This window comes from Deinococcus detaillensis, assembly GCF_007280555.1.
Lineage (GTDB): Bacteria > Deinococcota > Deinococci > Deinococcales > Deinococcaceae > Deinococcus > Deinococcus detaillensis.
The window spans coordinates 113125-125194 of record NZ_VKDB01000007.1; the positions used below are offsets into that span (position 1 = coordinate 113125).

The following is a 12070-nucleotide window of genomic DNA, read 5'->3' on the forward strand; positions in this document are numbered from 1 at the left end:
ATGAAAGGAGCCGACGCCGAAGACCGCGCCCTGAGCGAACTCTTGGCCCTCGGCCACACCTTGCTGGCCCGCAATTACCGCATGCGGGGCGGCGAGATTGATCTGGTGACGATGCACGGCGGGGTATTCGTGTTTAGCGAAGTGCGCCAGCGCCGCAGCGCCAAGTACGGCAGCGCCCTAGAGAGCGTCACGCCGCGCAAACTAGAGTTGATGCAGCGCTCAGCGCTGAGTTACCTGATTCGAGAACACGGGCGCGACGATTTGCCGTGCTTGCTGCAAGTCATCAGCATCGAAGGCGAGGCGGCGATCGGAGCGCTGAGCATCACGCCGGTTGAGTGAAGAGATCCCAAAAGAACGCCCCCGCTCGATAAGAACGGGAACGCGCTGAAGTTGAGTTTTGGTGCTTAACCCTGCTTGCTGGAGGGAACGCTGCGGGCTTCTTCAAGGTCTTTTTGCTTTTTGACGCCCTCGTGCTCGTTGTTGCGCGGCGCTTCAGCCTCGCGGTCATTGGCCGACTTGAACGAAGGCTTATGGCCGTCCGCAATTTCGTGGACTTCTTTTTCATTGCGGTCGTACTGATCGGGCAAACTGGTGTGGCCCTTGTTCTTATCGTCTTTATCAGGCATAGCAGCAGTTTGAGGGACTGAGCGCGGAGTGGGCTGACACCACCCATAAGGCCCCTTCAGAAATTAAAGTTTCTATAAGTTCGCGCTGTTTCACAATTTGGGCAAGGTCACGCCGCGCTGTCCTTGGTATTTGCCCGCTCTGTCGCGGTAAGTCACTTCAGGGCGCTCGCCTTCAAAGAAAAGAAGCTGGACACAGCCTTCAAAGGCGTACATCTTGGCCGGCAAAGGCGTGGTGTTGGAGAACTCCAAGGTGACATGGCCTTCCCAGCCGGGTTCCAATGGCGTTACATTTGCGACGAGTCCGCAACGTGCATAGGTCGATTTCCCCAATGCCACCACCATGACGTTGTCGGGAATCTGCAGATACTCCAGACTTCTGGCCAGAGCAAAGGAGTTGGGCGGAATGATAATCTCTTTGGCCTGAACGTCAACAAAGCTGCGCTCGTCAAAGTGTTTGGGGTCGACGATGGCGCTGTTGACATTGGTGAAAATTTTCCACTCGTCGGCGCAGCGCAGGTCGTAGCCGAAACTGCTCAGGCCGTAGCTGATGACGTGCTGGTTTTCGGTTGTCCGTACCAAGCGGTCTTCAAACGGTTCGATCATGCCTTTTTGCGCCAGCTCACGGATCCGCCAATCGGGAAGAATACTCATGTCCGGCAGTCTAGCGGGCAGCCCCGCCTTTCGCTGTCTGGGTTAAGCTGGGGGGCGTGCCGGCTCCATTTTCTTGTCCGTCCTCTCCCCTGCGCGTGGCCGTCATCAGCGATGTTCACGGCAACGCTTTTGCTCTCAGGGCCGTGCTTGACGACCTGCGAGACGCCGCCCCCGACGTCGTGTTCAACCTCGGCGACCAGGTTGAAGGCGCGGCCAATCCTGCTTTGGCGTATCAGTTGCAGGTCAAGCTCGGCGCAGTGGAAGTGCGCGGCAACAACGAAGAAAAGCTGTGGCCGAACGGGCGTCGCAACCCGCTCAGCCAAAAATACGGCGCTTGGCTGGAGCAGCAACTTACCCCAGAAGCGCTCGCCCGCCTCGCCGCTTTGCCGCTGACGGCGTGGGTAGAAGACGTGCTGGCCTGTCACGGCACGCCGACCTCAGCTTGGGACAGCTTGCTGTGGGTCTGGCAACCCACGAATGAGGGCGGCTTTTACCGCAGCCGCGATCCCCGCGAACTTCGCCGGATGTTGGAACCGCTCTCGGCGGGCGTAGTGGTCTGCGGCCACACCCACCGAGCGGGCAGCACGCGGGTGGGCGACACGTTGGTGGTCAATGCCGGCTCGGTTTCCGATCAGGTCGACGGCGATCCCCGCGCCCGCTGGACACTGCTGGAGCGGCGAAGCGGGCGCTGGACAGCCGACTTCCGCGCTGTCCCTTACGCTATCGCGGCGGCGACGCACTGGGCAACCCAACACAGCCCTTTCGGTGAGGGCCAAGCGGCGCTGCTGGAAAGCGGCGAGATGACCGTTCGCGGCGAAGCGGCACTGACGGCAGGCGGGCCGTAAACTAAGCAGATGCCCAAGAAAACGGTGTTGATTGGTGCGCTCTGCGCCGCCGCGTTCACCAGCGCTGGATTTGCACAATCCGCTGCGCCCGCTTCTCCGTGTGGCGGGAAAGCGGGCTTGCCGAGCTGGTTTGCGGCGGGAGTCTATCAAGGAACGCTCGGCGGCCAGCCGATCACGTTGCAGCTCAAGCGGCCCGCTGAGAACAACGACGAAGTGGGCGCGTATTTTTATCAGTCGCGTCAGATTGATCTGACGCTGCACGGCAGCCGCAGAGGCAAAGCCCTGATTCTGGCCGAGGAAGTCTGGAGCGGGCCGGAAAAGGGGCTGCAAACCAGCGGCTGCTTGGCGCTGACTCGTGTTAGCGACTCGCTGACGGGAACGTGGAAAAGCCCGGCAGGCAAGCGTCTCGCGGTCAGTCTCAAGCCGCTGAAGATGGCTGCTGTACCGCTCAAGCTCCTCGATACCGCGCAAGTCAGGAAACTGCGGGCCGAGCAGCCACTGGATTTTCTTAAGCTCAACACGGCTTGGCCCAGACGGGCAGATTCAGAAGGCAACGTCGAGGAGCCGCTGACCGGGATCGTTTATCCGCGTGTGGCGGGCGCTTCGGCGGCGCTGGCCGGAACGCTGCAAGACCGGCAACTGGCGGCGGCCCAGAGCGCTTTGGAGTGCCAAGCCCAACTTGGGGACAGCGCAGGCAAGGGCGACGGCTTCACGCTGGAAGCGCAAGTGACCCGCCTGACGCCCAAGCTGGTCAGCCTCCACGAGAGCGCTGCGTATTACTGCGGCGGCGCACACCCCGACAATTTCGATGAGGGCGTGATCCTCAGCCGCGTCAGCGGGCAAAGCGTCAAGGTAACGGCGCTGTGGCCGGGGCTGAGTGGGGCCAAGCAACTGGCGCTGTATTTGGCGGCCTACCCCAGCGACGGCGGCGATCCCGAGTGCTCCAGCCTCATTCAGTCGTCTGCCGAGCCGTCCAGCAGTGATCCCCAATTTGCGGCTTGGCTGACGCCTAAGGGTCTAAGTGTGGTCCCCACCTTTTTGCCGCATGTCGCCGCCACCTGTGCCGAAACGGTCACGCTTGGTTACGGCCAACTGCGCCCACTCGCCGACGCAAAAGGAAGATATTTCAACGATCTCTACCCCCGCTGAACTCTCCCCAGCGGTTTAGAACCTGCTCATACTCAGCGCATCACCGCGCACGACCATAGGGTATGGAACAACGTCAACTCGGTATCGGCGGCCCGAAAGTCTCTTCTGTCGGCCTCGGCTGCAACAACTTCGGCGGACGACTCGATCAGGATGCGACCAACGCGGTGGTCAGCGCAGCGCTCTCACAGGGCATCACTTTGTTTGACACCGCCGACGTGTACGGCAATCAGGGCGGCTCGGAAGAAATGCTGGGCAAGGCGCTAGGCAAAGAGCGCGGGGCCATCGTGCTGGCCAGCAAATTCGGGCACGATATGGGAGCAGACGGCAAGGGAGCCGATCCCGCTTACATCCGCAGAGCGCTGGACGCCAGCCTCAAGCGCCTCGGCACCGATTACTTGGACTTGTACCAGCTGCACACCCCCGACCCGCTCACGCCGCTGGCCGACACCCTCGGCACGCTGGACGAACTCGTCAAGGAAGGCAAGGTGCGGGCGGTGGGCTGCTCCAATCTTCCGGCGGCGCAGGTATACGAAGCCGCCCAAATCGCCAAGGCAAAGCAGCAGACGGCATTTATCTGCGCTCAGGACGAATACAGCCTGCTGGTGCGCGGCATCGAGCACGACCTGATTCCGGCGCTGGCGGATTTGGAGATGGGCCTGCTGCCGTATTTTCCGCTGGCCAGTGGCCTGTTGACCGGCAAATATCAGCCGGGTATCTTACCTGCCGGAACGCGCTTCGCGTCCTCAAAAGGCGCACAAGACCGCTACATGACCCCGGAAAACTGGGCGAAGGTGCAGGCGCTACAAGCCTTTGCCACCGCCAGAAACCACACGCTGCTGGAATTGGCCTTCAGTTGGCTGGCCGCGCAGCCGGTGGTCAGCAGCGTCATTGCCGGAGCCACCCGCCCAGAACAGATCGAGCAGAACGTGGCGGCGGCAGATTGGCAACTGAGCGCCGAAGATTTGAGTGAGATTGACCGGATCACCGCAGGGGAAGTCGCGGCAGCTTAAGGCATTGGTCAAAAAATAAACTTCTTTTTGACCGACCAACGGTAGTGAAGTGTTTGGACAGATGGCTGAGTGTGCTTTTGGCTCAGCCGTCCATTCTTCTAAATGCCCTAACGCTCCACCAGCTTCCATGCCCGCACGTCCAGCAAGCCGCGCGGCGTCAGCTTGAGATCGGGAATGACGCTGAGGCCCAGAAAGCTGAGGGTGGTCAGGGCTTCGGGGAGCGGGCAGCCGCGCTGGTGCAGAGCTGATTGGATAGTGCGAACGAGGGCGGCGACTTCGGCGGGTGGCAAATTACTCATCAGGCCGCCGTAGGGCAGCGGCAAGCTCGCCACCACTTGCCCGCCGTCCACGACCACCACACCGCCGCCGAGCCGCTGAACTTCCAGTCCCGCCGCTTTTATATTGGCGTCACCACTTGGCCCCAAAGCTCCGGCGATGACCAGATGGTGCGCGTCGTGCAGCACGCTGAGGGCCACCGCGCCCCGCTGAAGCCCGATGCCGCTGGTCAGGGCGGCGCTGACGAGGCCGCGCCCGTAGCGGTCAGCCGTCACCAACTTGGTGTCGCCGCTGCCGGAAGGGGCGACATACGTTTCAATTTGGTCGGGCCGCACGCCAATCACAGGCCAGTCAGCAGGCACGCTGAGATCGGCCTCAGCCAGTCCCGCCACGTCAACGCCGCCGCCCAGCAGCGCAGGAGTAGTAACAGGCGCGTCCAAACTGGCGAGCGGCTGCCCGCCCAGCCAGCACTCGGCCACCTTAAAGTCTTGGAGGTCTTCAAACAGTACCAGATCAGCGCGGAAGCCTGCCGCCACCACGCCGACATCCATCAAATTCCAGTACTCGGCGGCGTTGCAAGTCGCCAAGCTCAGCGCGTAAAGGGGATCAATGCCGGAGGCGACCAGGCGGCGCAGTTGATGGTCCAAGTGGCCCTTTTCAAGGAGCCAGTCGGCGCTGATGTCGTCGCTGACCAGCAGGGCGCGGCGGGGTTGGCTGCGCAGCACGGGAATTAGGGCGTCCAAATTGCGGGCGGCGGAGCCTTCGCGCACCATCAACCACAGCCCGGCCCGCACCCGCTCGCGTGCCTCGGCCTCGGTGGTCGCTTCGTGGTCGGAGTGCATGCCCGCCGCCGCGTAAGCTTGCAGGGCGTCACCCGACAGGCCCGCCGCGTGGCCGTCGATGCGCCCACCCCGCGCCGCTTGCAGAATGGCCCAGACCTCGGAGTCAGCGCTCAAGACGCCTGGATAATTCATCATTTCGGCGAGGCCCAGCACGCCCGGCACTGCTAGGCCGCGTGCGATGTCGGCGGCTCCAAGCTGTGTGCCGCCCTCCTCAAACGAACTGGCAGGCACGCACGAAGGCTGCGAGCCCCACATCCTCAGACCACTTTTCTCGCCCGCTTCCAGCATCCAGCGCAGGCCCACTTCGCCCAGCACGTTGACAATTTCGTGCGGCTCGGCCACGACTCCGGTGGTGCCGCATGGCCGCACGGCGCGGGCAAAGCTGGCAGGTGTCAACATACTCGATTCGATGTGAATGTGGCCGTCAATCAGGCCCGGCGCGAGGTATTTTCCGCCCGCGTCCACAAGTTCTGGAGCCTGATAATCGGGGCCGATGGCGGCGACGTAACCGCCTGCTATCGCCACGTCACCGCTGAGCAGTTCGCGGGTCGTCACGCTGACGATCTGGGCGTTCCGGATGACCAGGTCGGCAGGTTCTTGGCGCAGCGCGACTCGCACGAGGCGCTGGCGCAGGGTGGTTTCGGGGCTGGGACTCAGGCTGGGGTCGGGCATGGCCTACTGTAATGCAGTTGAATGGAGATGAGGAGGCTTGGAGGCTTTCGCTGTTGGCTTTTGCCCCACCCCCCAGCCCCCGCCCCAGTGGGGCGAGAGAGCTAGTCGCTACGCTCGGCATGGAGCTTCCAGCGTTCTGGCAGGCCGCTTGCGCCAACCCTCCAGACTGTTGGGCGGTCAAGTTGTGGGCGCTGTGAAAAAGACCTGCCCATAATGGGCGAGTGGGAAAGCGGTATTCGGGTCAGGCTTTTGGCCCTTCCAGCTTGACTGGTACAGCTCGTAGAAAGGGGGAGGAGGTGAGCTGAAGTGGCGTCGCAGTATTACTTTTCAGTTACAGCGTCCAAAACTTTTTCAAGTCTTACTTACAGAAAAACTAAGTTAAGCGCCCTACCCAGCCGCCATCAAGCAAAACTCTGCTTGGGAGGCTCCGGCAGCTTGTAGGCCAAGTAAACGCTGGGCAGCAGCAGCAGTATGGAGACCAGCGCGGCAGTCGTCGGCGTGGTCGCGTCGGCCAAGAAGCCCACCAAAAAGATCAGCAGGCCCGCCACGCCCCATGAAAAGCCCATCATGATGCTGCTGGCCACGGCCACGTGCTCCGGCGCGTATTCCTGCGCGGTGACGATGCCCACTGGAACACTGGAATTGACCGCCGCGCCCACCAAAAAGGTCAGGGGGTAAAACCACCACTGGCCGGGGTTGGAGTAAATCAGGATGGCGAACAGCGGCAAAGTCGCCAGAATCGCGGACTTGAGCACCGGCACCCGCCCGATCTGGTCGGAAATACGCCCGCCCACGATGCCGCCCACCGCCGAGGCCACCGCGAAAATCGCCAGTGTGATGGCCACCTCGCGCAGGCCGTAGCCGCGTGCCACCAAGATAAAAGGCAACATGGCGTTGTAACCGATGCTGGCAAAGCTCCGCAGCACCGCCATGCCCCACAGCGTCACCATCGGCCCCCTGAAAATACCGAGGTAGGCTTTGACGGTCAGCCGCTTGGCGGTTGGATGATAGTCCGGCGTAATGGCGTAACTGACAGCGCCAATCACCAGCCCAATCAAACCGAACCAGTGCAGGTTCGCCAGGCCCGCGCTGGCAAACACCGGGCCGAGCGCCATGCCCGCCGTGCCGCCCGCGCTAAACAAGCTGGCCCACAAACCGCGTTTGGCCTGCGGACTCGAACGCGCCACGTAAGCCGCGCCCGCCGGATGAAAAAAGCCACTGCCCAAACCCGCGACGGCCACCAGCAGCACCAACATCCCGAACCAGGGCATGAAGCCGATCAGGGTCAAGCCCAGTCCGGTGAAGACTGGCCCGAAGGCGGCCATGGCGCGGCTGCCGAGCCGCTCGCCGATGACCCCCAGGAGCGGCTGCAACACGCTGCTGGTCAGCGAAAAAATGCTGGAAAGCAGCGTGATGGCCGCGATGCTCACCCCAAATTTGGTGTGCAACTCTGGCCCCAGCGGGGTGAGAATAGCCCCGTAAGCGTCGTTGATGAGGTGGCCCAGCGTCACTGCCGTCGCAATCGCTGCGCCACCTTGAAAAGTGCGTACCGTCACCGTTCCCGTACTCATGCTGACCTCACCCATGTTCGCTGCTTTCAAGTCTAAGAACTTTCAGCTTTAAGCTAACACGCTCAGGGTTGGGCGGCAGTAAGCCAAATGTATTAGCGGCTTCAAGTCATGAGACAGCAAGGGAAGCCCACTTCTGCCTCCCCTTTTGCTCATGAGATTTAAACCTGCTCCTATCTCACCCGCGTGCCGCTCGGCAAATCCAGCCCCGTGCCCAGCAAATCCAAATTCCCCTCTGCGTCCTCGGCTGCCAGGATCATGCCCTGCGACTGAATGCCGCGCAGCTTGGCGGGCTTGAGGTTGGCGACCAGCACCACTTTGCGGCCCACCAAGTCTTCCGGCGCGAACCACTGGCGAATCCCGCTGACCACCGTGCGCTCCTCTGAGGTTCCATCGGCATGGCCCATCTTGACCGTCAGTTTGAGCAGCTTGTCGGCTTTGGCCACCGCTTCGGCGGCGATGACTTCCACGATGCGCAGATCAATTTTGGCGAAGTCGTCAATACTGATCAGGTTGTCTGTTTCAGTCTGGGGTTCGGGCGCGGGCGCAGCCTCGGCGGGTTTGGCAGGCGTCTCTTGGGCAGGAGCTTGTACGGTCATGGTTTTGCCTTTCTTCTCTTGAGTCGGCTGAGGCTGGGCGGTGGGCGCGGCTTCGGCTGCACCTTCTTTGAGCTGTTCCGGCTTCGGAAACAACACCGGCCCGCCCAACACCCGCGTTCCTCCGGCGATCAACCCCCAAGCAGGCGTCAAGGTATAGCTTTGCCCGCCGAGGCCGAGTTGCTCCCGCAGAGCGCGGGATTTGCTGGGAATAGCGGCTTCCAGGGCCACGCTCGCCACCCGCAGTCCCTCGGCGGCGGTGTACAGCACGGTATCGAGTTTGGCCGCGTCGTCAGGGTTTTTGGCCAGCGCCCAGGGCGCACTCTCAGCGATGTAGCGGTTGAGGTCGCGCACGAATTCCATGGCGGCTTCCAGCGCCATATTGACCTTGAGATCGCGCACCAGCACCATGATCCGGTCCGGCAAGGCCAGCGCCGCCGTCCGGATGCCTTCTTCGCGCACGCCCAGCGGCCCAGACGCAGGCAAGATGCCGTCCCGGTATTTCTGAATCATGCTGACGGTGCGCGAGAGCAAATTGCCCAAGTCGTTGGCGAGGTCGGCGTTCTGACGGTTGATCAAAATGCCCGCGCCATAAGGGCTGTCGGCGCTGAGGGTCGCCTCGCGCAGCAAGGTGTAGCGCACCGCGTCCACCCCGTAGGTTTCGATCAGCTCCACCGGATCGATGGCGTTGCCCAACGACTTGCCCATCTTGCGTCCGTCCTCAGCCAGAATGTGCGCGTGGACGACTAATTTTTGGTAAGGGGCCACGCCCGCCGCCCTGAGCATGGTGGGCCAGAAAATCGCGTGCGGCTTGAGAATATCCTTGCCCACCACGTGCCAGGCGTAGTCAAACCATTCGGGGTGCCCCTTGCTGCTCGGCGCGGAAAGGTAGTTGAGCAGCGCATCGAACCAGACGTAAGTGACGTGATCGGCGTCCCAAGGCAGCTCGATGCCCCACGGCACCCGGCTCTTGGGTCTGGAGATGCTGAGTGGCCCGATCGGTTCACGCAACATTTCAATCACTTCATTGCGGTAGCCCACCGGCTGAATGAACTCGGGGTGGGTCTGGATATGTTCGAGCAGCCACGCCTGATACTTCTCCATATTGAAGAAGTAATTGGCCTCGCGGCGCAGTTCCGGTGGGTCCTTATCACCGGGGAAACGCTTGACGCCGTCCGGCCCCGGCACCAGTTCCTTGTCGGTCACGTAGCGCTCGGCCCCCACCGAGTACAGGCCCTCATATTCGGCGAAGTAAATGTCGCCCGCTTCATAGACCCGCTGCAAGACGCCCTGCACATACTTCTTGTGCCGCGACTCGGTGGTGCGGATAAAGTCGTCGTAGCTGATATTGAGCCGGTCCCACAGGCCCTTGAAGGCCCGCTGAGCGAGGTCGTCCACAAAGCTCTGCGGGGTGCGTCCGGCTTTGGCGGCGGCCTTGCTGATCTTTTCGCCGTGTTCGTCGGTTCCGGTCACGAAATACACGTCATAGCCGGCGAGGCGGTGATAGCGGGCAATCGCGTCGGTCAGGATTTTTTCGTAGACGTGGCCAATGTGCGGCGCTCCGTTGGCGTAGTCAATAGCGGTGGTGATGTAGAAGGGCTGTTTGGCGCTGGGGTCTTTAGGGGTGTCGGACATGGGAAAGGCTCCTTAATCGCCGCCGACTTGAGGGTACAGTCTTGAATACACAGTCGGGGCGCAACTTCAACACAATAGCTTGTAGACGAAAATAAAAAGCGGGGCCTTTTCCAACCTTCTCGGAAAAAGCCCCGCTCGCACTGCCCCTTCGGCAGCTAGCGCGGGGGCATTCGCATCAATTGTACGTCGCGGCGGCGGGTCATGCTCCCAATTTAGCGCAACGAAGCAGGCGGCAAATCAGCGGATTGGCTTAGCGAGCGCCAAGCGGCCCGTCCGTCCCCAGATCAGAGCGCCCAGCGCCAGCACACCGGCCAAAATAATCACCAGTCCGGCGTTGCCCACCAACAAAAAGGCCAGCGGCAGAGCGGTGGCAATCAGCACCGGGGGCCAGAAGGCAGTCCCGATCGCCCGTAGCGCCAGCATAGTTGCCACCACGCTGCCGAGCAGTCCCGCCCAGACCATCGGCAGGTAGCTCATCAGCACGCCGCCGAAAGTCAGGCCGACCAGCACCGCCAGCGAGGCGAGCGCCACCTGCGCCGGAGTGGTTCGCAGTCCGCGCAGCCACGCCCACAGCGCTCCGAAGAGTACGGCCAGCAGCAAGGCCAGAGGCGCGAAGCTGTAGAGCTTGCTCAGGGTTTCGCGCAAACTGGCGCTGCTGAAGGTCATCGACACGTCCTGAGCCGTGATCACGTCCTTGAGATTCCAGGTCAAAGTGCTGCCGCCGAGGCTGCGGGCGGTTTGGGTGGGCGGCAAGCTGTAGCGGGCAAACTTGGCGGCCTCATTGGTCTTGACGCTCAGCTCGAAATCCTTGATCGGCTCGCGGCGGCTGGCCAGCAGGTAACTCCAGCCGCGTGCGCCTTGGTGGGCGTAGGTGACTTGCACTTTGACGGTCTGCTTCGGCTGAATCTGGGCTTGCCAGCGGCTGCCGCTACTCAAATCGGCGGCGGTCAGCTCTTTGCCGTCCACCAGCACCTTAAAGCCCGACAAAGTACCACTGCCGTTGGGCAAGGGAAACTGAAAGCGGGCGAACACGGGACGGTCAAGCGGGTTGGTGAAGGCATATTCGGCAGCGAAAGTGGCGTTGTAGTAGGTGCGCTTGGCTCCACGTGCTGGCGTCACGAAATCCAGATTGACCTTGACCCGCGAGGTGTCGAGCTTGATCGGTGACTCGGTGGTGAGTGTAGCCTGACGAGTAAAAATTACGTCCTGCCCGCTGCGGCGAAACTTGTCCACCAACTTGATGACGTTCTCGCTGGTCGGGTCGGTCAGGTAAGGCGCGAGTGCGCCAACGCCCTGCTCGCCGACCCGTTTGAGCAGGCTCGGCGGCACGATCAGCGTGCGGGTGTAGGTGCTCTGGGTCAGGTAAGTAATGGTGGGAGAGTCTTGGGTGGTCGGCGCGGCGTCGAGGTCTGCGCCATTGCCGGCCCGCGCATTTTGGCCCACGCTGACGCGGCTGACCACCAAACTGCCCAGCACGTCCAGCGCCGCGAAAGTGAACGCCAATAGCAGCAGGGCGGCGGCCCACGCGCCCACCGGCGTACCCACCTCGCGCAGCCAAGTGGTGGACAGCAGATAATTCGGGCGGTCGCGCAGCCGCAAGGTCAGCAGTGTCAGCGCCCCGAAAAGGGCCACCAGCAGCACCAACCAAAACAGACTGTGCCAACCAGAAAACAACGACCAGAACGAATCCAGCGCCACTTGAACCATACATCCTCCTGACCCGCTCTGCCGACTTATTTGTGCTGATTTTGTAGATCTGCCCTCAATTGTAGACGACGGCTTATGAGTAATACACTCAAGATGTGTAAATTACTCAGATGAGTACACTTCTACAATATGTTTGCACTTGGTATAATTTTGTATGACCACTTCAGATCAGTCCGCGTTTGGGCAAGCCCGCGCCGAGTCTCAGTCTCTACCCAGCAAGCCGGACAACGCGACGCTGCTCAGGCTCTACTCGCTTTATAAGCAGGGCAGTGAGGGCGACGTGACGGCCGAGCGGCCCGGCGGTTTTGATTTCGTCGGGGCGGCCAAATACGACGCTTGGGCAGCGCTGAAAGGCAAGTCGCAGGCAGACGCGCAAGCCGAGTATGTGGCGCTGGTGGAAAAACTCAAGGGGGACTGAGGGTTCGGCTGAGTTGGAAGAGAATCTTCACGCCTTAGCTTTCTGCCTTCGCGTTGGCCTTCCCCACCCCCCCCC

11 protein-coding genes are annotated in these 12070 nt (G+C 61.8%); 5 read left to right on the top strand and 6 right to left on the bottom strand.

Features of this window, described 5'->3' with window-relative positions; genetic code table 11:
- Positions 1-339, top strand: coding sequence for a YraN family protein (locus FNU79_RS09090; protein WP_143720533.1), 339 nt, complete (start codon positions 1-3; stop codon positions 337-339).
- Positions 340-404: 65 nt separating this feature from the next.
- Here the strand turns inward: FNU79_RS09090 and FNU79_RS09095 are convergent, their stop codons facing one another.
- Together FNU79_RS09095 and dcd are read right to left on the bottom strand one after the other, a co-directional pair.
- The gene (locus FNU79_RS09095) at positions 405-626 is read right to left on the bottom strand and encodes a hypothetical protein (RefSeq protein ID WP_124868819.1); all 222 of its coding nucleotides are present in this window, start codon (positions 624-626) and stop codon (positions 405-407) included.
- A 90-nt stretch (positions 627-716) separates the two neighbouring features.
- Complete coding sequence (gene dcd / locus FNU79_RS09100) at positions 717-1277, bottom strand: dCTP deaminase (RefSeq protein ID WP_143720534.1); 561 nt, start codon at positions 1275-1277, stop codon at positions 717-719.
- Positions 1278-1366: 89 nt separating this feature from the next.
- On the opposite strand from dcd, the gene FNU79_RS09105 reads away from it, so the two are divergent.
- From FNU79_RS09105 to FNU79_RS09115, 3 genes are all read left to right on the top strand, one after another.
- The gene (locus FNU79_RS09105; RefSeq protein WP_143720554.1) at positions 1367-2122 is read left to right on the top strand and encodes a metallophosphoesterase family protein; all 756 of its coding nucleotides are present in this window, start codon (positions 1367-1369) and stop codon (positions 2120-2122) included.
- 9 nt (positions 2123-2131) lie between these two features.
- Positions 2132-3271 (top strand): hypothetical protein, encoded by a 1140-nt coding sequence (locus FNU79_RS09110; RefSeq protein ID WP_225429986.1) that lies wholly within the window; start codon positions 2132-2134, stop codon positions 3269-3271.
- A 62-nt stretch (positions 3272-3333) separates the two neighbouring features.
- Positions 3334-4281 (top strand): aldo/keto reductase, encoded by a 948-nt coding sequence (locus FNU79_RS09115; RefSeq protein WP_143720535.1) that lies wholly within the window; start codon positions 3334-3336, stop codon positions 4279-4281.
- Positions 4282-4388: 107 nt separating this feature from the next.
- On the opposite strand, the gene FNU79_RS09120 is transcribed toward FNU79_RS09115, so the two are convergent.
- From FNU79_RS09120 to FNU79_RS09135, 4 genes are all read right to left on the bottom strand, one after another.
- Positions 4389-6071 carry an adenine deaminase gene (locus FNU79_RS09120; protein ID WP_143720536.1) on the bottom strand — a complete coding sequence of 561 codons (1683 nt, stop codon included), beginning with the start codon at positions 6069-6071 and terminating at the stop codon, positions 4389-4391.
- 401 nt (positions 6072-6472) lie between these two features.
- Positions 6473-7642, bottom strand: a complete 1170-nt coding sequence (locus tag FNU79_RS09125; RefSeq protein ID WP_143720537.1) for an MFS transporter — start codon at positions 7640-7642, stop codon at positions 6473-6475.
- A gap of 170 nt (positions 7643-7812) precedes the next feature.
- Positions 7813-9870, bottom strand: a complete 2058-nt coding sequence (gene metG, locus FNU79_RS09130; RefSeq protein ID WP_143720538.1) for a methionine--tRNA ligase — start codon at positions 9868-9870, stop codon at positions 7813-7815.
- A gap of 237 nt (positions 9871-10107) precedes the next feature.
- Complete coding sequence (locus FNU79_RS09135; protein ID WP_143720539.1) at positions 10108-11577, bottom strand: hypothetical protein; 1470 nt, start codon at positions 11575-11577, stop codon at positions 10108-10110.
- Between the two features lie 154 nt (positions 11578-11731).
- Between FNU79_RS09135 and FNU79_RS09140 the strand changes: the two genes are divergently transcribed.
- A complete protein-coding gene (locus FNU79_RS09140; RefSeq protein ID WP_143720540.1) occupies positions 11732-11995 on the top strand; it encodes an acyl-CoA-binding protein in 264 nt (87 codons plus the stop codon).
- Positions 11996-12070: the final 75 nt, after the last annotated feature.